Raw genomic sequence first — 22384 nt, 5'->3', positions numbered from 1 at the left:
TACTTTATATCGTTATAGCGGCAAGGAGAGGTGTCCGAGGGGTTTAAGGAGCTGGTCTTGAAAACCAGTGTCTCTTAACGGAGCCGTGGGTTCGAATCCCACCCTCTCCGCCATACAATTAAATAACAAAATTAAGCAACTTAAGAACCTATGGAGAAGTACCCAAGTTGGTGAAGGGGCGGTCCTGCTAAGACTGTAGGTCGGGGGAAACCCGGCGCGAGGGTTCAAGTCCCTCCTTCTCCGCCATTTAAAAGGTTGCTTTTTATTTTTTATCCTCACCTATTATGACAGTTGCATCAATATTTGGATTTTTTTTAACGTTTCTTTCAATAAAATTTATAGATAAAGCTTTTGCAACTTTTTTTGCCTTTTCTTCACTGCTGATTATATATACAATAGATGCTGAATAGTTTATACCATCAACATTCCCTATTTTTACTACAGTAAAACCTTGCTTTTTTAGTTTATCCGCATATTTTGTAGCAAGACCGGGAATGCCTGTCCCATTTAACACTTCAACATTTATATTTAAATTATCAATATTTTTATACGTACTCGGTTTAGCTGCACTATTATTAAAAAATAGGTTCGCAAGGTCTATTGTTTGACCTGTGTCAATAAAATAGTAACTAACATCATTTTGATAGCGTCCTTCACCAGGTATAGTTGCCATATTAATTTTATCAGGCTTGTTTTTGACAAAGTTTACGGCATATTCTGTCAAATCAGATATTGATAAATCGGTTTTTATATTTCTGCTTAAAGTAATTGCAAGTGAGGGTATTTTTGGTAGTATTGATGGTGATGTTACTTTATTTATAAAGGATTTAAAAAAATCATGTTGTGCATTTATCCTTCCAATATCGCCATTACGATATCCATGACGATACCTTACAAATTCTAATGCTTTTTCTCCATCTAAAATCTGTAGCCCCTTTTTAAGATTTATATGGAGTGGAGGTTTTGCAACATCGTCATCATATACCATGTCAAAAGGAACATTGACTTCAACGCCGCCGATGGCGTCTACAATACGTTTAAATCCGTCATAATTTAAAATAACATAATTATCAATATTTATTTTAAGTATATCCTCAACAGCACTTTTAAGTGTATCGATTTTACCTTCTGAATATGCCGCATTAATTTTCATTTCTTCAGGTGAATAATAACCGGGTCGTGGATAGTATACATCTCTTGGAATCGATAACAAATTGATTTCTTTCTTTTGAATATTATAACTTGCTACAAATATTGTATCTGATAAGCCATCCGCATCTCCTACAAAAAGAATATTTTTATTTTTTTCAGAAATATTACTCTGAATTTCATTACTTTTTACAGGAATGTTTAAATTTATATAAAACATAAAGGTTCCTGCGGCTATTGCAATTGATATACATAGAAAAATTAAAATAATAATTTTAAAAGTTTTTTTCATCTCATATCTCATCCTATGTTTATTATTTTATTAATAATATACATCAGTTATTGGATTTAAGCAATAAAATAAATATGGAAATCTATTGAAAAGTATAAAGCAAATGCAATATATATAGAAAATTTTGTTATATTAGTTAAACTAAAAAAGGAAATAATAAAAATGGTGGTGATGATATAGATGGAAATAATTCAATCGGCATTAAAAATAGAAAATCTCATAAAAGAAACAGAATATATATTTGAAAAACTTAATAAATCAAATAATATTTTATTAAAAAATATTATAAAGATTGAAGAGCATATATCAAAATTAGATTTACTTATAAATGAATATTTTACAAAAATTCAATCCATAGGAAATGAAAACAAAAGAAGTTTGTTAAATTATTTAAATAATAATTATAAAGAGAAAAATGATTTAGAAATTGAATTTAAAAACCGACAGATAGAAATACTTAATCAAATTTCAGAGTTAATAAAAAATATGAAAGCAGATATCTATAATAATGGAATTTCAATAGAGAAAATAAAGGATTTAAAGAATAATATAAATACTTTAAAATCTATGATAGAAAAGGACATAATGCTTAATATTGAGTTGAATAAAAAACCACCTGTTGAAAAAATTAAATATGTGTATGATATACCACCTCAGCTTATTAATAATTTAAATTCTGCTTTTCAGAATGTATGTATGGCAAAAGAAGGTATAGAAAAGATAAAAGTATTTGACGATATAATCAATAATCTCCAACAAATTCAATAGAAGAAAAAATTTCTTTATTAATATGCAAATATGAGGGAATATTAATTTGGGGGAAAATAATTAAAAGGAGGGTTAACATGAATAGGAAAGAATTTGAGGATTATCTTGGTGAGAAGGTCAACAGTGAAGTTTCAGAAGAGCTGAGTTCAAGGTTTGGAAAACCCAATCAACAAGACCAACAACAAGCACAGCAACAGGCACAGCAGGTACAGCAGCAGCTTCAAAACATGGGTATAAATGTTACTCCACAGCAGTTCCAGCAATTATTAAATCAGGTAAAAACTCAGGCACAACAGCAACAAAATCAAACAGATATGCAGGTACAGCAGGCGTTACAGCAGGCTATGGCAGCACTGCAGCAGGCACAGCAAAGCATACAGGCAAATCAGGTATTTGCTCAAATGAGCAAGATTTTAGATTCCTCAAATCAGCAATTGCAGCAGTTGACTCCTCAAATGCCGGGACAGCAACCTGCCGGCATGCAACAGCCTCAACAGCCTCAACCTGCCGGTATGCAACAGCAACAGGCACAGCAAGGTATAACAGGTTTTTAGCAACAGATTTCTCAAAAGGAAAGGTTATAGTAATTCTAAAATAAGGGTTGTAAGGCAAACTTACAACCCTTTATTTATAAAAAATCAGGGAAAAAATTATCCCCAAAGTATTTGCAAAAAGTATAGAAATATGTTATTATAAAAAAAGATTATGCGCCCGTAGCTCAGCTGGATAGAGCGTTTGACTACGAATCAAAAGGCCACGGGTTCGAATCCTGTCGGGCGCACCAGTAAAATAGCATATTTGAGGGTATATGTGATAAGGCATATACCCTTTTTGATTGCGAGTTGATTGCGATGGGAGACTTCTTTCAAGTTTATGTTGAAATTTCATGAATATAATATTGAAAATTATTATGAATTTGTATATAATATAAAGTATAGATTGCAAAATAGTAAGGAGGGAAATACCGTGTCACAAATTTCTAAACATGATTTGAGAAATATAATTAATAAGCTTATTTCTGTTTCTGATTTAAGCAGAGGCATGGCTTCAAAGATTATACAACGGATTGGAAAGAACAAAGAGCAGTATATAGTTGTTAAAAATAATAAACCTGAAGCAGTAATCATGTCAATAAATGAATATATTGATCTTATGGAAGCAAAGGAGAATTTTGAACTTTTACAAATTGCACAAGAAAGAACAAAAGATTTAAAGGAAGAAGATCTGATATCTTTTGAAGAAATTCTTGAAAAAGAAGGCTTAACGAAAGAAGAATTAAATAAATATGTTGAAACAGTGGAGATTGAATAAAGATGTGGAAAGTTTCTTTTATGCCTGATGCAAAGAAAGATTTATTTATACTGGATAAAAGCATTAGAACTATTGTGTATGCAGGTATTGAAAAAGTCAGACTAAATCCTTTGCCACAAAGTGAAGGTGGGTACGGAAAACCATTAGGGAATAAAAGGGGAAACAATTTAACAGGTTTTTTTAAAATAAAGTATAAAAATATAGGAATTAGAGTTGTTTATACATTGGTCCGGGATAGGCAAATAATGAATATTGTTGTTATCTCGAAACGGGGTGAAAGTCAGTGCTATAAATTAACAGAAAAAAGAAAAAGAAAATATGGAGATAAAATCTTTTAAGATCTTTTTTAAAAAGGATAGTAGTTGAGTAGCCCATCCTTAGTGCTGCTTATTAAAAAGCATTCCTATAAAATAATTATTCACCTTATCGTAATAGTAATTGTAGCTTGAGAATTCGTATTCTTCTGGTGTTTCAACTATCCCTGCTCTTACAGGATTATTGTGAATATATTCAATTTTATTTTGTAATTCCTCACCATCTCTTATCTTTGTCATAAAATCTGGATTGCCATAACTTGCCTTCCTTGCCCATAATCTTATTGTACTTGTTGTAAAAGAACACAAGTATAAAATTAAAACAATTATTGACATATATCATAAACTAAAGGAGGTGGGATGAAGTAAAATGTATGGTTTGGTTTTGGAAGGTGGGGGAGGAAGAGGAGCGTATCAGATAGGAGCTTTTAAAGCTTTAGTGGAAATGGGTATAGAGGTCAAGGGTGTTGCCGGTACTTCTGTAGGGGCGTTAAACGGTGCCATGATAGTACAGGAGGATTTTGAGAAGGCTTATGACTTATGGTATGATATGTCTTATTCAAGGGTTATAAATGCCGATGATGAGAAAATAGAAAAATTCAAAAAAGGGAATTTAAATAAGGAGGATATATTTTTATTAAAAGAAAAGTTAAAAGGGATTATTGAAGATAAGGGATTAGATATAACCCCTTTAAAGAATTTATTAAAAGAAATTATTGATGAAGGGAAAATAAGAAATTCAGGAAAAGATTTTGGAATTGTTACGGTATCTCTGACCGATTTAAAACCTTTGGAATTATATATTGAAAATATTCCCAAGGGAAAATTAGTAGATTATTTAATGGCAAGTGCTTATTTACCTATATTCAAGAGGGAAAAAATTGATGGGAAAAGATATGTTGATGGAGGAATATATAATAATCTTCCTGCTAATTTGCTAATAAACAAGGGATATAAAAATTTGATACTAATAAGAACACATGGTTTTGGTGTTGTCAGAAAGATGAATTTAAAAGGGTTTAACATTATTACCATATCCTCAAAAGAAGAGTTAAGCGGAATATTAGATTTTGACAAGGATGTTGCAAGATACAATCTTAAATTGGGATATTTTGACGGTTTAAAAGCTTTTAAAGGTTTAAAAGGGAAAAAATACTATATTGAAGTTGAAAAGAATAAAGAGTATTTTTTTGATTATTTAATAAATTTGGATGAACGTAAAGTATTAAAAATAAATAAGATTTTTGGTATAAATAAAAGTATTCCTTACAGGAGGGCTTTGTTTGAATTCGTTATTCCCAAATTATCAGGCATCTTAGATCTAAGTAATGATGCCGATTATGAAGATATAATTTTGGCTTTAATAGATAAAACAGCCGAAATTTGCCAGCTTGAGAGGTTTAGAGTCTATTCTTATGAAGAAATAGTGAATAAAATAAAAGAAACGATTGGATTAAAAAGGGATAAACAGTCAGGTCTCGTAGATAAAATAATCAAGAAAGTAGATGTGCTTTCCATATTTAATAAAGACGATGCTATTAAAGAAATAGCAAGAATCATTCTTTAAAGGATACAAAACTTGGTGTCTTGTTTGGAGTTTTTGCCTTTATACCTGCATTGGTGATAAAACAGCTTTTTAATAAACAGTACTAATACTGGGTTTAAAGAAGCGTGTCAGAACTGCTGTTAATTGCAATTCTGACCGTAACAAATAAAGATAAAAGGAAGTATTATTATGAGAAGGAATAAGCATAGAGTAAGATATGAGCTTGACAGTGGTGGGATAAAAAGGTTCAGGCAGAGCTTCAAAAAGCAATTGACTATTTGTTGAAAGAAGGGATGATATTTTGAAGAAAGATAGAGCAAATCAAATTCTGATAGATAGACAAGAGAACCGTCCCCGTGTCTGTATATAATTGTATACAGAAAATAAACTCCGCTCAACAATAATAAAGTTGACTCTATGATAATAAAGTTCATTCCAAAACCCCGTAGTAAATGCAGAATAACACCTGATTTGCTGCGGGGTTTGCTTTTGGTGGGGGAGATAATCTATATGAAGGTCTTTTTATTGATATAACATCCTACTTCGTCTATTATTAACACTTTATACTTTGAAAAATATTTTAATCGAATCTCTAAACGGTTTTCTGTTAATGCCTTTTTTAATTGAGACATTAATTCTTGAAAATGAATGAAATAGGTAGAATATCTGTGCTTAGCACATTTATGTAAATGAAACCAATTATAATGGAAAAGGTACTTATGAAAATAAAATTTAATGTATAATGGTAATAGAATACGATTAAGGAATGATAGAACTTTATGTGGAAAAGTATTACCATATTTTAATTTGGGGAGAAAAAATAAAATGGATAATGGGATAATGAATAAATGCTGCTGTGGCAGCAAATCTCAATCAACATATAAAATAGAAAATGACAATACATGTCCTGTGTGTAAAACATCAGGAATCAAAGTAAAAAATATTACAAAAAAATATTACAGTAAAGCATAATTATAGTACACTTTGCAGGTTATAGACATATTATAATTTTATTATTTAATTTGTACAAAATTTATTTTAATGATATAATGATTGTAAAAAAAAGTGGACCAGAAAGAAGGAAAAGTATGGTTAATGAGTTGGAATATAAATCCACAATTAAATCAAGACCGTTTTTTTTTAAGGAAACAAAAAAGGTCGCGGAACTTATAAATAAAGGGCTTAAGGAATTTGAGATAAAAAATAAAGCCAAAAACGATAATATATTTCAGGTGAATACAGAAACAAGAAGAAGTGAAATTGCGTCAATCGTGCTGCGGAGGTTAAAGGTCCTCGATGATTTTTTGATTGAAAAAATAGCAAAGGGAAACGTTGATACCAGTAAACAGATAGTTGTATATGCCATTATGAAAACAGATAGATTGTTTTTTGAATTCATGTATGAGGTGTTTAGAGAGAAGATACTGCTTCGGGATTTTACCTTGCAGGACAAGGATTTTAATATTTTTTTTGATAGAAAGAAGGAACAAAGTGAAAGGGTGGCCTCATGGGATGACTATACCTTCTATAAATTAAAGCAGGTATATATTCGCATCCTGTTTGAGGCTGGTTTTCTAAAAAACCAAAAAAACGATAGGGAAATTGCTCGGCCAATTATTGAAGAGGATGTAGCATATCATTTTAAAGAAATTGGAGATACAAAATACCTTAATGCACTGATAGGGGAGATGTAAATGAAAACCATTTATGACAGGTTAGATGAAATAATGCAGTGTATAACGAAAGAGTCTTTCAGGGAAAATACAGGTCTCGGAAATGAAGTCGGGTATTACATATTCGATTATGAACCCAAATATGAAATGCTTGTTAGAGATTACGTGCAGTTTCTCAAACAAAAAATCAATGAGGGAAACTACGGCTTTACTATAAAGGAATTTGACCTGTATGAGATAATGCTGGAACTTCTTGAGACAAAAGGTTATCTTGAGAAGAACTTTAAGATGGAACAGGATAAGGGAAGCGAGTTTGTATTTAACGCTACGAAAAAGGCACTAAGGCTTACAGAGAAGAACGACCTTATTATCCAGTATATCAAGGATAGGGTCAAAAAAGGCGACGTAGTATTTATCACTGGCGTAGGAAAGGTATGGCCGATTATCCGCTCGCATATGGTGCTAAATAATCTTCATCAGGTTTTGGACGAAGTTCCAGTAGTTATGTTCTTTCCAGGAGTATACGACGGACTTGAACTGGTGCTGTTTGAAGAAATAAAAGACGACAATTACTATAGAGCCTTCAAACTTGTAGAAAGATATTGATTTTTTAAGGGGGATGTACATATGCGTATAAAAGAAATGTTTTATAAACCCATAGACAGGGATATCAAGGGAGTTATTAAGATTGGCCAGGGCGATGACAGCAATGTATACCAGGAACTTGAAGAATATGTTGTCACAAGGGAACTGACAAAGCACTTTAACGATTTTTTTGAAGCATATAAAAAGAGTATTGTGGGTACTACCGACAAAATGGGGGTATGGATTTCTGGATTTTTTGGAAGCGGTAAATCCCACTTTCTCAAAATACTCTCTTATCTCCTTGAAAACAAAGAAGTCAATGGAAAGAAGGCAATTGAATACTTCAAAGACAAAATCCAGGACAGCATGGTTCTGGCTGATATGAAACTTGCAGGTGACACTTCTGCGGATGTTATTCTCTTTAATATTGATTCCAAGAGTGATTCTGACTCTAAAGCCAACAAGGATGCCATTGTCAAAGTGTTCAATAAGGTATTTAACGAAATACAGGGTTTTTGTGGTTCCATTCCGTGGATAGCAGACTTAGAGCGACAAATGGTAATGGATGGCGTTTATGAGGATTTTAAAAAGACATTTAAAGAAGTGTCAGGAAAAGAGTGGCAAGATGCAAGGGAAGATTTTTACTATGAGGAAGACGCTATTGTAGAAGCCCTTTCAAAGAGTACCAAAATGAGTATCGAGGCAGCACGGAACTGGTATGCGAAAGCCGAGGAAAATTATTCTTTAAGCGTTGAGAAGTTTGCCAGAAGGGTAAGGGAATATATTGAAAGGAAAGGTAAAAACCATCATGTTATTTTCCTGGTAGACGAAATCGGGCAATATATCGGAGATAACTCCCAGTTGATGCTCAATCTCCAAACCGTTGTTGAGGACCTGGGAACGGAATGCGGCGGCAAGGCCTGGGTCATTGTGACAAGCCAGCAGGATATTGACTCTGTTACAAAAGTAAAAGGCAATGACTTTTCAAAAATACAGGGAAGATTCAATACTCGTTTAAGCCTTTCCAGCGCCAATGTTGATGAGGTAATAAGGAAAAGGATACTTCTTAAAAACGATGTGGCGAAGGATACATTAAAACTCCTTTATGAGAATAAAAATGCTATACTTAAAAACCTTATTACCTTTTCAGCAGACACTCCAGAGAAGAAGGTATATAAAGACAGTGAGGATTTTGCAGAAAGTTACCCCTTTATCCCATACCAATTTTATCTATTGCAGCAGGTGTTGACTTCTATAAGGATACACGGAGCGTCAGGCAAGCATCTGGCAGAAGGTGAAAGGTCCATGATTAGTTCTTTCCAGGAATCTGCCATCAAATATATGAACCGAGAGGAAGGGACTCTCATACCCTTTTCAGCCTTTTATGACACCATTGAAGCCTTCCTTGATTCTAATATAAGGACGGTTATTATCCATGCTCAGGAGAACGGAAATCTGAATGACTTTGATGTGGAACTTTTGAAAATTCTTTTTATGATTAAATATGTTAAAGAAATACCTGCAAATATAGAAAATCTGGCTACCCTTATGGTAAGCCATATTGACGAGGATAAGATAGACCTTAAAAAGAAAATAGAGGATTCTTTAAAGAGACTGATAAAGGAAACTTTGGTTCAAAAAAACGGGGACCAATATATCTTTCTTACCCATGAGGAACAGGATATCAATAGGGAGATAAAAAATATAAGTGTAGATTTGGGAGAGGTTATCCAGAAAGTTTCTGAAATCATCTTTGAAGAAATCTACATCGATAAAAAATATAAATACTCCTCAAGATACAACTTTAGTTTTAACCAGGTTGTGGATGACAGGTTCTTCAGGGGTAATCAAGGGAATGATATAGGCCTTAAAATTATTACACCCTATTATGACACAGGAGTAGAACTTACAGATAATGAACTTAAACTTATGTCTGCAAGGGAAAACAACTTAATTGTTAAACTTCCCAATGATGCTACTTTTCTCGACGAAATGGAGGAAGTATTGAAAATTGAAACCTTCCTGCGTAGAAAGGGAGGCACTGCCTTTACTCAAAAGATTGAAGAAATCAAGGATAGAAAAAGAAGGGAACTGGTAGAACGCAAGGAGAGGGTAAAATTCCTTCTGACCGAAGCCATCAGGAATGCAGATATGTATGCCAACTCCCAGAGGCTTGAGGTTAAGGAAAAGCATCCTGTTGACAGGATAAATGACGGTTTTAAGGTGCTTATCGAAGGGATTTATACGAAACTAGGAGTCCACTCGAAATCATCAATCACAAATTAACAAATATGTTATTGAAAACCATATAATTTACAATAAAAAATACTCCTGAACACATATGAAATAAGCACTTAAGAGCTATTTTTATGATATAATATAAATAATATAATAAGAAAAATGTGGTGATAAAAATGTTAGGAAAAGCAGACAGACAAATGTCATTTTCAGATTATTGGTTACTTGGAAAAATTTCTGAAGATAGTTATTATCATAGATTAAGAACATGGGTATTTAATAATCTTAATGAAGAAATGTTTCAGCCACTTTTCTCATACTATGGCAGAGAATCCATATCTCCGGTATATACATTTACAGCGATGCTGATACAATTTGAAAAAGGATATTCTGATCGTGAAATGGAAGAAGAATCACGATTCGATGACAGAATTAAATATGCATTAACCGCACCACGGGATTTTGATGGAATAGATGCAGTAACATTATGTGATCATAGAAAAAGACTGTTTAACAGCGAAATAGGAAAAGAAATATTCATTAAAACAATTAGTCAGGCAAAAGAAGTAGGACTGTTTGATAAAGACAACTTACACATAATAGATTCATTCATGATTTGGGGTTCCTGTGCCAGACAAGATACTTACACTATGATATACCAAGGGATAAAGATGGTTCTCCGTTTCATGAAGTTTTACGAAATGGAAGATGAATCGAAAAAAATACTGAAAAGAACAGATTATAAAGAAAATATCAAAAAACCCAAAATAGCATGGGAAAACGAAAAAGAAAAAGCAAAATTACTCGAAGAACTTGTTAAAGATGCACTATCACTCGTAGAAAATATAAAAACAAAAAAAGATATAAAAGATGATTTAAAAAAAGCAATTGAATTATTAGAAAGAGTAGCATTACAAGATGTTGAAATAACAAACGACGGGCATGTAAAAATGATAAAAGGAACAGCAAAAGACAGAATAATATCAGTAGTAGATGATGAAATGCGCCATGGAAGAAAGACCTCATCGAAATTATCAGATGGATACAAAGCTGAAATTATAACAGGAGGAGAAAAAGGCTCAGTAGTAGTAGGAATAGAAGTTGATGGAGCAAATATAGCAGATGGAGAACATATGAGTGATCTTATAGAACAAAGCCGAAGAAACGGCGTTGATATAGATAAACTGTATGGAGATTGTGCATATAGTGACTTTGAAGAAATAGAAAAAAGGAAAGAAGAAGGAACAGATTTTTGCATTAGAGTGCCGGAAGCAACAAATCCAAGTGGAGGATTTTCAAAAGAAGAATTCAAAATTGATTTAGAAAAAGGAACAGTAGAATGTCCCAATGGACATATAAAACAATTTGATACTGAAAAAACACAAAAACATGAGCAAGTTACAGTGAAATTTAGAGCAGAAGAGTGTAATGATTGTCCGCTAAAAGACCAATGTACAAAATCAAAAAAAGGGAGAACAATAAATATACATCCGTATGAAAAAGAAATACAAGAACAAAGGGAATATCAAAAAACAGATGAATTTAAAGAAGACTATGCAAAAAGACCGAATGTAGAAAGAAACATATCAGAACTTACCAGGCATGGCGGACGTAAAGGAAGGTATAGAGGAAAATTAAAAATAAGATGGCAAATGATAATGGTAGCAATAAACAATAATATCAAAATAATAACGAAACATATTTCTAAAATTTGTAATAGACAAATTAAGAAGGGGGAAGTCTGCCCAAAAACGGCTTAAAGAATGGTTAAGGATATTAAAAATAGCAATAACAGGTCAATAAAGCCATAATATACATATTAAAATCAATAACAAAATCATATATATTTCTTTGAATAGAGATTATTCTGATAATTTATGCGATGATAAAAATTCTTAACCGGCAGATAAGTTATTTTCGAGTGGACTCCTAGATGACGGGGTAAGTGTAAACTATGCTAAGTTCCAAGGGATTGAGATACCTCAGGGCGAAGGCAGGAGGCCATTGAAAGCGGACTTGCTGGCGAAAATATAGAGAAAAGAGTGGGATATTATGGATTTAACTCAGATAAAAACGCTTCTTGAAGATACGTTTAGTAAGGAATTAAGCGAAGGCAAGAAACGCCATATCGTTTTCTGGTATGACGATGATGGGGAATTCAAGGAAGATATAGATGAACTAAATCTTGAAAATGCAAAGATAATTAAATTAAGTAAAAACAATTATTTTTACGTGAAGTATCAATTGGAGAAGGTAGATATGGATTCTAACTATCTTCTCTATGCTCCTTTTGAGAAACCGTCCCCAAAAGAGAATTACTTATTGGATGTATTAAAATATAGTATGGAATTCTCTACTGACAAGGCTGCTGTCATCATGAGAGACTTGAATATTTCGGATGACAGTTTAAAGAGCGTGTTTAGGAAGTATATAAAATTCTTTAACAACAAGGACAGGTACAAAATTTTTATAGGATATGAAATAGAAAGGTACACAGAAGAAACAGTGGATATGGCTGTTCTGTCGGCATTGTGCAGACAGCCTTATCCAGATTTTGATGAATGCTTAAGAGTACTTTTGATGGAAGAAGATTTAAAAAACAACAAGTACCTCGAGGCTATCGAGAAGTTTGGGGATATCAGTGTACTGTGGAAACTTGCTGATAAGTACTACGGGTATAATGATAAGGAACCAACCCTCGAAAAACTGGCTGTATTCATGCTGGTTACAAATGTAGCATATTCCCTTAATGGTGAAATACCTGAAACATGGAGAAAATATGTTTCTTCAAGAAAGGCTGACTGTGTGGTATTCTTGAGCAACTTCATGAATCACTCTCTCTGCTCTGCTGCTTATGACAGGTTGGCAAACAGCATGGAGGGGAAACTGAAGTTACGTGAACATATCGATAACTGGGAAGTGGAGGACTATATCAACTGTGATACTTTCAAAGCCTTTGACGAAGCAATCATAAAGAAACTCAAAGAACAACTGCTTATCAGTATTGGTGAATTTGAAAAATACAGGGATTTTATTCAAGCCAGGAGGACAAAGCACTGGTACAATTTGTTTAAATTTGAATATGAGTGTATCTACTGGGCTATCGAATTGTTTGACTGCTGGAAGAATATAAGCCAGAACATACGACAGTATACTCCTTTAGAATTTATTGAAAGATATACAGAGCAGTATTATAAACTGGATACTGCCTATAGAAAATTCTATACTTCTTTCGATAGACTGCAAAACAAGGAACTGCTGATGGAACTAAAGGAGAAGGTTGAAAATATTTATGTCAACGGGTATCTCAATACCCTCTCCATCAAGTGGTCTGACAGTCTGGAAACTCTAAATGGAAAGTGGACAATTCCTGGTACGGTTATGCAGAAAGATTTTTATAATACCTATGTAAAACCGTTCAGGAACCGTGGTGAAAGAGTATTTGTCATTATTTCAGATGCATTCCGTTATGAGGCTGCTAAAGAGTTTTGCAACATCCTCAACAAAGAAAGGAAAGGGTCTACGGATATTGTATTCATGCAAGGCAGTATACCATCCAGCACACGCTTATGTCTTGCAGCCCTTTTACCCCATAAGGCCATTACAATAGATGAGGATTATAAGGTATATGTGGACGGTATATCTTCAGAGGGAACGGATAATAGAAACAAAATTTTAAAGGATTACAGTCAGGAATCCATAGCAATACAATTTGAGGATGTAATTGAGATGAAGCGGGATGACTTACGCAAAACCTTCGGAGGAAAAGATTTAATCTATATTTACCACAATACTATCGATGCCAGAGGAGACCATGCTCAGACCGAAAGGGAAGTTTTTGATGCGGTAGAAGAAGCCTTTGAAGAATTAAAGGTGCTGATAAATAATCTTGTAAATAATGTTACGGCAACCAATATCATTATTACAGCCGACCACGGATTTATATATAAACGTGGAAACCTTATAGAAAGCGACAAGGTGGCAAAAGGTTCTATCGAAGATGCTTATGAAAACAGAAGGTTTGTATTGAGTACAAAGCCTGAGCAGTTGGAAGGGACCTTAACGTTTAGCATGGAGTACTTACTTGGGCCTGATACCAATCTTAACTTTATAACTCCGAGGGGGGTAAACAGGTTTAAAGTGCAAGGCGCTGGAGCCAACTATGTACATGGCGGTACATCCCTGCAGGAAATTATTGTCCCTATAGTGAGATTTAAAAATGACAGAAGCAAGAGCAGTAAAAATGAAGTGAAGAAAGTTGATGTAAAACTCACAAGCATTACACGGAAAATAACCAACACTATATCGTATTTGGAATTCTTCCAGACGGAGAAGATAGAGGATAAGCGTGTACCATTGAGGCTCAAAGTATATTTTATAGATGAAGAAGGCAGCCGCATATCCAATGAAAATATAATTATTGCCGATAGCAAGTCTGAAATTTATGAGGACAGAAGTTTTAGGGAAAAGTTTGTATTAAAGAACAGAAAGTATGATAAAACCAAGAAGTATTATCTTATTATGGAAGATGAAGAGGAAACGGTAGAAAAGATGTATGAGAAGATACCGTTTATTATTGATATAGCCATAAGTGATGATTTTGGATTTTAAGGTGAGGGATACCTATGGGTGAATTAAGCAAAAAATTAAATCAATATTTTGCTGGCAGAGTTGTAAGAAAGGACTTAACAAAAAAGATAAAAGAAGGAGCAAATGTACTCGTATATGTTCTTGAATATCTTTTGGGCATGTATTGCGCCACAGATGATGAAGAAGGTATAGCCGAAGGAGTTGAAACAGTAAAAAGAATTCTGGCTGAAAATTTTGTGCGTCCTGATGAAGCAGAAAAGGTAAAATCCAAGATTAGGGAAATAGGAAAATACACCGTTATTGATAAGGTTAGTGTAAAACTTAATGAAAAGAAGGATGTCTATGAGGCCGAATTTTCAAATTTGGGCATAAAGGGAGTCGCTATATCTCCGACTTATGTAAAACAATATGAAAAACTCCTGTGTGGCGGCATATGGTGCATCATAAAGATGGACTACTATTATGATGAAGAGGCCAGAGGGACAAGCCCTTTTAATATAAGCAATTTGACCCCCATACAAATGCCTAATCTCGATATGGAAGAGATAATAAACGGCAGAAAATATTTCACAAAAGATGAATGGGTAGATATTCTTTTAAGGTCTATAGGGATGGAGCCTACAAGATTCGAAAATAATGTGAAGTGGCACCTTCTGGCTAGGATGATACCTCTGGTGGAGAACAACTACAATCTCTGCGAACTGGGGCCAAGGGGTACGGGCAAATCCCACGTATATAAGGAGATTTCTCCAAACAGCATCCTGGTATCAGGCGGGCAGACAACGGTAGCCAATTTATTTTATAACATGGCTTCAAGGCAGATAGGCCTTGTGGGGCTTTGGGACTGTGTGGCCTTCGACGAGGTTGCCGGGATTACATTTAAAGATAAAGATGGAATTCAGATAATGAAGGACTACATGGCTTCGGGTTCTTTTGCCAGAGGGAAGGAAGAGAAGAATGCTTCTGCTTCTATGGTATTTGTGGGTAATATCAATCAAAGTGTGGATGTACTGCTAAAAACATCCCATCTATTTGAGCCGTTCCCTGAGGCAATGGCAAATGACACTGCATTTTTTGACAGGATGCATTATTACGTACCTGGGTGGGAGATACCTAAAATGCGTCCAGAGTTTTTTACAGATGAATATGGTTTTATTACAGATTATGTATCAGAGTTTATGAGGGAAATGAGAAAATGGTCCTACTCTGATGCATTGGATAAATTCTTTAAACTGGGTAACAACTTAAATCAAAGAGATGTTATTGCAGTAAGAAAAACAGTTTCAGGGCTTGTTAAACTTATATACCCTAACGGTGAGTTTACAAGGGATGATATCGAAGAAATACTGCGTTATGCACTGGTGGGAAGAAGGCGTGTTAAAGAGCAGTTGAAAAAAATCGGCGGTATGGAATTTTATGATGTCCATTTCTCCTACATAGATAATGAAACAATGAGCGAAGAATTTGTTTCAGTTTCCGAGCAGGGCGGTGGCAAAATAATACCTGAAGGCATGGGAAAGCCTGGGCACCTTTATACCATTGCCAGAGGAAAATCAGGTATGATAGGGGCTTATAAGATTGAAACCCAGGTTATATCAGGCACTGGTAAATTTGAAAAGACAGGCCTTGGTTCTGATAGAGAGGCGAAAGAAAGTATAGAGACAGCCTTCAGGTACTTCAGGGCAAACAGCAAAAATGTAAGTGGAAGTATAAGTGTTACCACAAAGGATTATTTGATGCATGTACAGGATATACATGGAGTGGGAATGACATCTGAACTTGCATTGGCAGCCTTTGTTGCCCTATGTTCAGGGGCATTGGGTAAGCCGCCACAGAGCCAGTTGGTTGTTCTGGGTTCACTCAGCATAGGTGGCACAATTATTAAGGTTGAGGAATTGGCAAATGTGCTGCAGGTATGTTTTGATTCGGGTGCCAAGAGGGTGCTTCTTCCCATGGCATCTGCGGTAGATATTCCAACCGTTCCGCCTGAATTGTTTGCAAAGTTTCAGATTTCATTCTACCAGAGTCCAGAGGATGCAGTGTTTAAGGCACTTGGGGTAGAGTAGTTTGAGTTTGTACCATGTTATATTAATGGAAAGTTTACAAAGAATTATCTGCCTGTATTGTGTAAGGAGTGAAAAAGGATGTTAATCCCGATAAGCATTGAAAATAAAATGACTATTAGTGAAACTGAGATTAGTACTTCTACTTTTAAAGATTTGAACCAAAAGACAGTAGCCGCAGTCTCCACCTATAATGGAAATTTAGGTGGAGTAAGGCATCATTACTGCTGTAGTTTTTAATAAATTTTTATGATATAATTATAATAAAGGAAGAAAAAATTTGTAAAGGTGGTGTTGATATGGAATGCATTAAAACAGTTAAGTTTAAAATTAAAACAGCAGATAAATCTTTCAATGATACTATATCTATATACAATAAAGCATTATCATATATAATCATCATAATAAATGCCGAATGGGATACCATATCAATACTGTCATCTGTGGAAGATCAGTTAAACTATATGGAAAAATTAATACACGGTACAAAGAAAAATAAAGCAAAATATGACTTTGACGATAGATTTTATAAATTCCCTTCATACTTAAGAAGAGCGGCAACTGCTGAAGCCCTTGGTGCAGTAAAAAGCTATCATTCAAATTTAAAAACTTATCTTAACAAAAAAGCGGAATATGAAGCAAAAGGCAAGATATTAAAAGATAAACCACCTGTATTAGGAACAAAAAGATATTCATATCCGGTATTTTATAAAGATAATATGTTTGAGCGTACAGGAAATAATAAAGCGAAAATCAAGGTGTATAAAAACAATGACTGGGTGTGGCACAACATAGAATTCAAAACAAAAAATCTTGAGCATAGGGATATGACGAATTTCAAAGAAATGAATCCGATGTTAGTAAAAAGCGGAAGAAAATATTATCTTCATTTCACGTATAAAAAGACCGCTAAATTCACCAAGACACCGCTTAAAGGCAGAACAATAATATCTGTTGATTTAGGTTTAAACAAATCTGCTGTTTGCAGTGCAATGAAGCATGATGGAACTGTCATAGGAAGATTATTTATAAACCAGCCTATAGAAAAAGACCGTTTGCTTCATGAGATCAACAAATTAGCAAAAGCACAAAGAATATCAGGTATCGGCAGAAAACCTAATCTGTGGAAAAAGATAAACAATCTAAGCAGACAAATCATCAATGATACTGTCCATCAAATAATTAAATTTGCTGTAGATTATAATGCTGATGTTATAGTATTTGAGCACCTTAAAAAATTAAAATCAAAAGGCAATTATGCACGAAAAATGAGGATAAAGCTTCAATATTGGGCAAAGCAAAAAATACAGAACAAGGTTGCTGATATGGCACACAGTTATGGGATACGTTTATCATGGGTTAACCCAAAGAACTCATCAGCATTAGCATATGATGGAACAGGAAAGGTAATAAGAAACGGCAAGAAGGATTTATGCGAATTTTCCACAGGCAAGAAATATCATGCAGATTTAAATGCATCCTATAACATAGGTGCAAGATACTATATACGTGAAATCCTAAACCCTCTTTCTGAAAAGAAGAGGTTGCAGTATCAGGCAAAAGTTCCTGAGATTGTAGCGAGAAGCCAGCAGACCCTGTCTTCATTAATTAGTCTTGTTAAAGCTGTATAACTACGATGTGGTTATTGCGTGACATAGACTGTATTTATGACAGGCAGTTCTACTGTTAATGCGGTAGGAAGCCCCATCTATAACACAAAATGTTTAGATGGGGAGGCTTCACTTCCAGGCTATTAGGTATGCAGCAAGTTATGCAAAGATAAAGTCACCAGATGTAGTTCACTTGAAATTAAATAATAAAACCTTACTTCTTAATATTTTAAAACTACAATTGCTGTACATATAATTTATTAGTCCTTAATGTAAAAATTGCCTTTAAAGTATTGAAAAATAAGCAAATCGTCTTGATTAAAAAATATAGAAAAATATCAAGCCTACCTTTGGAGCATGATAAAAAATCATGTTTATAAGGAACATGCTTAAAAATACAAAAAATAAACATCAGTTTAAACTGGAAAAAATTATACCGAAAATACTATAAAAACACTGAAAATTACCTAGACGCCGAAGTAAAGCAGACGCAAAAGCGGATGCTGAACGAAGGCGGATACCTTTAATTTTTATGGCTTATTTTATTTTTTCAATCATTTCTTCTACTTCTTTTGCTCCATCAACATAAAATTTTTCCTCATCTGGAGCTAATTCTTTTAAAAGCCTTAAAAACTCTCCTGCATGTACTTTTTCTTCATCCGCTATATCATTTAAAACTTCCTTTGCTAATTCATTATCAGTAGCTTCTGCCAATTGTGTGTAAAGCTGGATTGCTTCATACTCTGCAGCTACCATAAAACGTATAGCTCTTACCAACTCTTCATGGGTTATTTTTTTCTTTTCAGTGAGTCCTGAAAAAGGGGTTCCAAACTCTGGCATAAAATCCCATCCTTTCATATTATCATTAAACTACAATAATATTATATCATAAATATAGGTAATTCCAAAAATTATAAAGCTATGATGTTTATTATAATGTTCTTGAGATAGCAGTAGAATGTCTTTCATGTCTTTAAGGCGCTCTTGACATTTCAATAAATGTCTGATAAAATACATTTGTCGAAATCACGAATCAAAAGGGTGAGGAGGTTTGAATTCCTCGTCGCGACGTAATAAGAATAATAAAAAATATTATACTATAGATTTACATGTGCCCGTAGCTCAGCAGGATAGAGCAACGGTTTCCTAAACCGTGTGTCGGAGGTTCAAGTCCTCTCGGGCGCACCATTTTTTAGATAATGTTGTGATAACTATGTTTAATAAATTTATGCAGGAAGCTTTAAATGAAGCTGAAAAAAGTTTGCATCTTGGCGAAGTACCTGTTGGTGCTGTCGTTGTTAAAGATGGAATAATAATAGGTAGAGGGCATAATCTTAAAGAAACCTCAAATGATGGTACAATGCATGCCGAGATTATTGCGATAAAAAATGCCTGCAGAAATCTCAACAACTGGCGATTAAGTGATTGCGACTTGTTTGTAACACTTGAGCCATGTCCTATGTGTGCAGGTGCAATAATTGAAACACGCATAAGAAGGGTGTATATTGGTGCTGAAAATGCAAATTCAGGTGCAGCAGGTACTGTATATGATATACTTGGCAAAAGAAGTTTAAATTCTACATCAGATATTTATTTTGGTATAATGGAAGAGGAATGTAAAAATCTATTAAAAAATTTTTTTGAAAAATTAAGGTAAATGGAGAGATGGCTGAGGGGTCGAAAGCGCTCGCCTCGAAAGCGAGTGGGCAATTTTTTGCCTCGTGAGTTCGAATCTCACTCTCTCCGCCACATAATAATATGGAGAGATGGCTGAGCTGGTCTAAGGCGCACGACTGGAAATCGTGTTACGGTTAATAGCCGTACGAGGGTTCGAATCCCTCTCTCTCCGCCATTTATAAAGATTTTGTTTTTACTTTAATTGATTATGTATAATTCTTGTAAAATGGGACAAATTAATAAGGAAGATTTTATCGAGTTAAACGGCCGTACTAGACGGGGAGGTAGCGGTGCCCTGTAACCTGCAATCCGCTATAGCAGGGTTGAAGTCCCGAGCTGAGGTCTGTTTATTGTAAGGCTGGCATAAATAAGTAGTTATGATGCTTGAGTCCTACGCAACGAAAATTTGTGAATCCCGCCAGGTCTGGAAGGAAGCAACGGTAAGCAAACACTTTCGTGTGCCGTAGGGGTGCTTAAGTTGAGCCAACTGTTTATGTAACGCTTATGGTAGTATATCGAAGTCGGGTGTACGGCCTTTATTTTATTTATAAAACAAAGGCCTAAAATTGAAAAATTTAGGACCTCTATACCTCTAAAGTTTTATCGATATTTTCCGATACTATAATTGTAATGTCATCATTTTGGAGGTAATTATGCATAAGAATTATAGAAAACGATTGTTTATAGTAATATTTGGTACATCTATTATGGTATATTTATTATCATTTTTGCATAATTTTAAGACATTTGGAAACAATGTACTGGTATCCTTTTTAATTATTCTCATATCTTTATTTATTTCTATTAAAGAGTCCAAGAATCTATCTAAGCCTATTGAAGGTTTAAATAATATTGCAAATAAGATAGCTGAAGGAGAATATAATTATAAAATTGATATAAATGATTCTGAAGAATTTATTGAAATATCAAAAGATTTCAATTTGATGGTCCAAGAATTGAAAAAAGCACATGATATTTTAAAAAAACGTACAGAAGAATTAATAGATAAAAATAATGAATTACAGGATTTCAATTCGGAATTAGAGGCTTCATATGAGCAATTAGAGGCGTTAACAGGGGAACTTGAAAAATCAGAGGCTAAATACAGGACACTTGTGGATAATATGGCAGATATCCTATGGTATGTTGATAAAGAGTTCAATATAGAGTTTGTTAATTTAAGGGTTTTAAAATACATGAATTTTTTGCCGGAAGAAATGATAGGGGAAAATTTACTGAAATTTGTAGATCAAAAAGATGCTGATTTATTATGGGATATGATGATGGACAGAATAAATATGGCAGAAATTAACTTTATAGGCAAAGAAGGAAAAAATATTATAACGGAAACAAGAGCAAGGGTAATAAGAGATGAAAAAGATTATATCATAGGGCTTCAAGGGATTTCAAGAGATATAACGGACTATTATAATGCCAAAAATCAAATATTAGAGCAAAATAGAGAAATTCTTACAATAGGAGATATAACACAACTTTTATCAACAAATCTAAGTTTATTTGATATACTTGATAATATTGCAGAAAAAATTGTGCGTTTGTTCAAATCACCTTTATGTACAATAAGAACATATAATAAAGAGAGCGGCAAACTTGAGTTATATGTAAAAAATGGTGAATTAAAGGACAGACCTATGCTTAAAGAGATTAGTTTAACAGAGGATGATAATACGAGATTATTTATATCAAAGGAAATAGTAATAAAAGGAATTGATAATTTTCCATTTCATGATAGAATAAAGTCGGATCTTATAGAAAGAAAGGCTTATTTAATTATTGTTGTCCCATTAATATCAAAAAATGATATAATAGGTGTAATGAATATTCTTACATCATCAAGTACGGGGAAAAACATGAATTTATTGAAGTCGCTTTCTATCAGTTTATCTATAGCTATAGAAAATGCGCGATTATATGACAATTTAAAAAATTGGTATATGAATACAATTCAGGCATTAGCATATGCTGTAGAAGCGAAGGATAAATACACAAAAGGTCATTCTTTGAGGGTATCAAAGTATGGCGCATTAATAGGAAAGCAAATGGGACTTTCAGATGATATAATTGAGAAAATACGTATTGCAGGAATACTTCATGATATAGGGAAGATAGGAATATCTGACAGTATATTAACAAAGCCCGGCAAACTTACGGATAAAGAATATAATCTAATAAAAGTGCATCCGAAGATATCAAGAAAAATACTGGAACCTATAGGTTTATCTGAAGAAATAATGGAGGGCATAGCAAAACATCATGAAAGATTTGATGGGAAGGGATATCCATATGGTCTTGATGATGGCGATATTCCATTAGTAGCAGCAATTTTATGTGTGGCAGATTCCCTTGATGCAATGACATCAGACAGGTCTTACAGGAAGGGAATTTCCTTAGATGATGCAATAAATGAGCTTTTAAAATATAAAGGAACACAGTTTAATCCGGTTGTTGTTGATAGTATTGTATCATTATATATGAATAAAAAAGAAGAAATAGAAAAGGTAAAATTAGAGAACAGCTTTTGATAATCAATTAAAAGGATATAGAAAA

18 protein-coding genes, 6 tRNA genes and 1 other RNA gene are annotated in these 22384 nt (G+C 33.8%); 22 read left to right on the top strand and 3 right to left on the bottom strand.

The genetic code is table 11. The features are described from left to right. The first annotated feature begins 24 nt into the window (after nucleotides 1–24). Together AC0LWJ_RS08675 and AC0LWJ_RS08670 are read left to right on the top strand one after the other, a co-directional pair. Nucleotides 25–113 (top strand) — tRNA-Ser (locus AC0LWJ_RS08675). Between the two features lie 39 nt (nucleotides 114–152). Beyond that, a tRNA-Ser gene (locus tag AC0LWJ_RS08670) sits at nucleotides 153–246 on the top strand. 16 nt (nucleotides 247–262) lie between these two features. Here the strand turns inward: AC0LWJ_RS08670 and AC0LWJ_RS08665 are convergent. Next, nucleotides 263–1441: an LCP family protein gene (locus AC0LWJ_RS08665; RefSeq protein ID WP_474237669.1), complete on the bottom strand. Its 1179-nt coding sequence runs from the start codon at nucleotides 1439–1441 to the stop codon at nucleotides 263–265. Between the two features lie 180 nt (nucleotides 1442–1621). Between AC0LWJ_RS08665 and AC0LWJ_RS08660 the strand changes: the two genes are divergently transcribed. The 5 genes from AC0LWJ_RS08660 (at nucleotide 1622) to AC0LWJ_RS08640 (ending at nucleotide 3858) form a co-directional block, all read left to right on the top strand. Beyond that, on the top strand, nucleotides 1622–2209 hold the full coding sequence (locus AC0LWJ_RS08660; RefSeq protein ID WP_474237668.1) for a hypothetical protein: 588 nt from the start codon (nucleotides 1622–1624) through the stop codon (nucleotides 2207–2209). Between the two features lie 77 nt (nucleotides 2210–2286). Beyond that, nucleotides 2287–2763 (top strand): hypothetical protein, encoded by a 477-nt coding sequence (locus tag AC0LWJ_RS08655; protein ID WP_474237667.1) that lies wholly within the window; start codon nucleotides 2287–2289, stop codon nucleotides 2761–2763. A gap of 153 nt (nucleotides 2764–2916) precedes the next feature. Beyond that, nucleotides 2917–2993 (top strand) — tRNA-Arg (locus tag AC0LWJ_RS08650). A 182-nt stretch (nucleotides 2994–3175) separates the two neighbouring features. Further along, complete coding sequence (locus AC0LWJ_RS08645) at nucleotides 3176–3520, top strand: type II toxin-antitoxin system prevent-host-death family antitoxin (RefSeq protein WP_474237666.1); 345 nt, start codon at nucleotides 3176–3178, stop codon at nucleotides 3518–3520. Nucleotides 3521–3522: 2 nt separating this feature from the next. Then, nucleotides 3523–3858 (top strand): type II toxin-antitoxin system RelE family toxin, encoded by a 336-nt coding sequence (locus AC0LWJ_RS08640; protein WP_474237665.1) that lies wholly within the window; start codon nucleotides 3523–3525, stop codon nucleotides 3856–3858. 39 nt (nucleotides 3859–3897) lie between these two features. On the opposite strand, the gene AC0LWJ_RS08635 is transcribed toward AC0LWJ_RS08640, so the two are convergent. Further along, nucleotides 3898–4170 carry a hypothetical protein gene (locus AC0LWJ_RS08635; RefSeq protein WP_474237664.1) on the bottom strand — a complete coding sequence of 91 codons (273 nt, stop codon included), beginning with the start codon at nucleotides 4168–4170 and terminating at the stop codon, nucleotides 3898–3900. A gap of 34 nt (nucleotides 4171–4204) precedes the next feature. On the opposite strand from AC0LWJ_RS08635, the gene AC0LWJ_RS08630 reads away from it, so the two are divergent. The 9 genes from AC0LWJ_RS08630 to AC0LWJ_RS08590 all read left to right on the top strand — a co-directional run bounded on the left by AC0LWJ_RS08630 (nucleotide 4205) and on the right by AC0LWJ_RS08590 (nucleotide 18160). Beyond that, nucleotides 4205–5401, top strand: coding sequence for a patatin-like phospholipase family protein (locus AC0LWJ_RS08630; protein WP_474237663.1), 1197 nt, complete (start codon nucleotides 4205–4207; stop codon nucleotides 5399–5401). An 804-nt stretch (nucleotides 5402–6205) separates the two neighbouring features. After that, entirely contained in the window at nucleotides 6206–6352 is a 147-nt protein-coding gene (locus tag AC0LWJ_RS08625; protein WP_474237662.1) for a hypothetical protein, read from the top strand. A 116-nt stretch (nucleotides 6353–6468) separates the two neighbouring features. Next, complete coding sequence (locus AC0LWJ_RS08620) at nucleotides 6469–7074, top strand: DUF1819 family protein (RefSeq protein ID WP_503031428.1); 606 nt, start codon at nucleotides 6469–6471, stop codon at nucleotides 7072–7074. Beyond that, a complete protein-coding gene (locus tag AC0LWJ_RS08615; protein ID WP_474237660.1) occupies nucleotides 7075–7659 on the top strand; it encodes a DUF1788 domain-containing protein in 585 nt (194 codons plus the stop codon). It abuts the gene before it with no gap. Nucleotides 7660–7680: 21 nt separating this feature from the next. Then, nucleotides 7681–9924 (top strand): BREX system P-loop protein BrxC, encoded by a 2244-nt coding sequence (brxC, locus tag AC0LWJ_RS08610; RefSeq protein WP_474237659.1) that lies wholly within the window; start codon nucleotides 7681–7683, stop codon nucleotides 9922–9924. Nucleotides 9925–10052: 128 nt separating this feature from the next. Then, nucleotides 10053–11636 carry an IS1182 family transposase gene (locus AC0LWJ_RS08605; RefSeq protein WP_503031405.1) on the top strand — a complete coding sequence of 528 codons (1584 nt, stop codon included), beginning with the start codon at nucleotides 10053–10055 and terminating at the stop codon, nucleotides 11634–11636. A 292-nt stretch (nucleotides 11637–11928) separates the two neighbouring features. Continuing rightward, nucleotides 11929–14487, top strand: a complete 2559-nt coding sequence (gene pglZ / locus AC0LWJ_RS08600; protein WP_474240132.1) for a BREX-1 system phosphatase PglZ type A — start codon at nucleotides 11929–11931, stop codon at nucleotides 14485–14487. A 14-nt stretch (nucleotides 14488–14501) separates the two neighbouring features. After that, nucleotides 14502–16532 (top strand): protease Lon-related BREX system protein BrxL, encoded by a 2031-nt coding sequence (gene brxL / locus AC0LWJ_RS08595; protein WP_474240130.1) that lies wholly within the window; start codon nucleotides 14502–14504, stop codon nucleotides 16530–16532. A gap of 296 nt (nucleotides 16533–16828) precedes the next feature. Then, complete coding sequence (locus AC0LWJ_RS08590; protein ID WP_503031427.1) at nucleotides 16829–18160, top strand: RNA-guided endonuclease TnpB family protein; 1332 nt, start codon at nucleotides 16829–16831, stop codon at nucleotides 18158–18160. A gap of 516 nt (nucleotides 18161–18676) precedes the next feature. On the opposite strand, the gene encB is transcribed toward AC0LWJ_RS08590, so the two are convergent. Continuing rightward, nucleotides 18677–18979: an encapsulin nanocompartment ferritin-likeEncB family encapsulin nanocompartment ferritin-like cargo protein cargo protein gene (gene encB, locus AC0LWJ_RS08585; RefSeq protein ID WP_474240099.1), complete on the bottom strand. Its 303-nt coding sequence runs from the start codon at nucleotides 18977–18979 to the stop codon at nucleotides 18677–18679. Nucleotides 18980–19250: 271 nt separating this feature from the next. Here encB and AC0LWJ_RS08580 point away from each other — a divergent pair. From AC0LWJ_RS08580 to AC0LWJ_RS08555, 6 genes are all read left to right on the top strand, one after another. Further along, nucleotides 19251–19327: transfer RNA gene (locus AC0LWJ_RS08580), tRNA-Arg, on the top strand. A 25-nt stretch (nucleotides 19328–19352) separates the two neighbouring features. After that, on the top strand, nucleotides 19353–19796 hold the full coding sequence (locus AC0LWJ_RS08575) for a nucleoside deaminase (protein ID WP_474240097.1): 444 nt from the start codon (nucleotides 19353–19355) through the stop codon (nucleotides 19794–19796). A gap of 2 nt (nucleotides 19797–19798) precedes the next feature. After that, nucleotides 19799–19888, top strand: a tRNA-Ser gene (locus AC0LWJ_RS08570). A gap of 11 nt (nucleotides 19889–19899) precedes the next feature. Continuing rightward, nucleotides 19900–19991, top strand: a tRNA-Ser gene (locus AC0LWJ_RS08565). A 92-nt stretch (nucleotides 19992–20083) separates the two neighbouring features. Continuing rightward, an RNA gene (gene ffs / locus AC0LWJ_RS08560) (signal recognition particle sRNA large type) lies at nucleotides 20084–20349 on the top strand. A 120-nt stretch (nucleotides 20350–20469) separates the two neighbouring features. After that, on the top strand, nucleotides 20470–22359 hold the full coding sequence (locus tag AC0LWJ_RS08555; protein WP_474240095.1) for an HD domain-containing phosphohydrolase: 1890 nt from the start codon (nucleotides 20470–20472) through the stop codon (nucleotides 22357–22359). The last annotated feature ends 25 nt before the right edge of the window (nucleotides 22360–22384 follow it).

The sequence above is a fragment of the Aceticella sp. 75b-Ac genome (genome assembly GCF_056032965.2).
Note: the sequence above shows the minus strand (reverse complement) of the source record. Positions and strands in the feature narration are given on the sequence as shown.

Excerpts from the sequence above, each read along its gene's own strand:
- AC0LWJ_RS08665 (WP_474237669.1), bottom strand. The coding sequence starts at position 1,441 with ATGAAAAAAACTTTTAAAATTATTATTTTAATTTTTCTATGTATATCA.
- AC0LWJ_RS08660 (WP_474237668.1), top strand. The coding sequence starts at position 1,622 with ATGGAAATAATTCAATCGGCATTAAAAATAGAAAATCTCATAAAAGAA.
- AC0LWJ_RS08655 (WP_474237667.1), top strand. The coding sequence starts at position 2,287 with ATGAATAGGAAAGAATTTGAGGATTATCTTGGTGAGAAGGTCAACAGT.
- AC0LWJ_RS08640 (WP_474237665.1), top strand. The coding sequence starts at position 3,523 with ATGTGGAAAGTTTCTTTTATGCCTGATGCAAAGAAAGATTTATTTATA.
- AC0LWJ_RS08635 (WP_474237664.1), bottom strand. The coding sequence starts at position 4,170 with ATGTCAATAATTGTTTTAATTTTATACTTGTGTTCTTTTACAACAAGT.
- AC0LWJ_RS08630 (WP_474237663.1), top strand. The coding sequence starts at position 4,205 with ATGTATGGTTTGGTTTTGGAAGGTGGGGGAGGAAGAGGAGCGTATCAG.
- AC0LWJ_RS08625 (WP_474237662.1), top strand. The coding sequence starts at position 6,206 with ATGGATAATGGGATAATGAATAAATGCTGCTGTGGCAGCAAATCTCAA.
- AC0LWJ_RS08620 (WP_503031428.1), top strand. The coding sequence starts at position 6,469 with ATGGTTAATGAGTTGGAATATAAATCCACAATTAAATCAAGACCGTTT.
- AC0LWJ_RS08615 (WP_474237660.1), top strand. The coding sequence starts at position 7,075 with ATGAAAACCATTTATGACAGGTTAGATGAAATAATGCAGTGTATAACG.
- brxC (WP_474237659.1), top strand. The coding sequence starts at position 7,681 with ATGCGTATAAAAGAAATGTTTTATAAACCCATAGACAGGGATATCAAG.
- AC0LWJ_RS08605 (WP_503031405.1), top strand. The coding sequence starts at position 10,053 with ATGTTAGGAAAAGCAGACAGACAAATGTCATTTTCAGATTATTGGTTA.
- pglZ (WP_474240132.1), top strand. The coding sequence starts at position 11,929 with ATGGATTTAACTCAGATAAAAACGCTTCTTGAAGATACGTTTAGTAAG.
- brxL (WP_474240130.1), top strand. The coding sequence starts at position 14,502 with ATGGGTGAATTAAGCAAAAAATTAAATCAATATTTTGCTGGCAGAGTT.
- AC0LWJ_RS08590 (WP_503031427.1), top strand. The coding sequence starts at position 16,829 with ATGGAATGCATTAAAACAGTTAAGTTTAAAATTAAAACAGCAGATAAA.
- encB (WP_474240099.1), bottom strand. The coding sequence starts at position 18,979 with ATGCCAGAGTTTGGAACCCCTTTTTCAGGACTCACTGAAAAGAAAAAA.
- AC0LWJ_RS08575 (WP_474240097.1), top strand. The coding sequence starts at position 19,353 with ATGTTTAATAAATTTATGCAGGAAGCTTTAAATGAAGCTGAAAAAAGT.
- AC0LWJ_RS08555 (WP_474240095.1), top strand. The coding sequence starts at position 20,470 with ATGCATAAGAATTATAGAAAACGATTGTTTATAGTAATATTTGGTACA.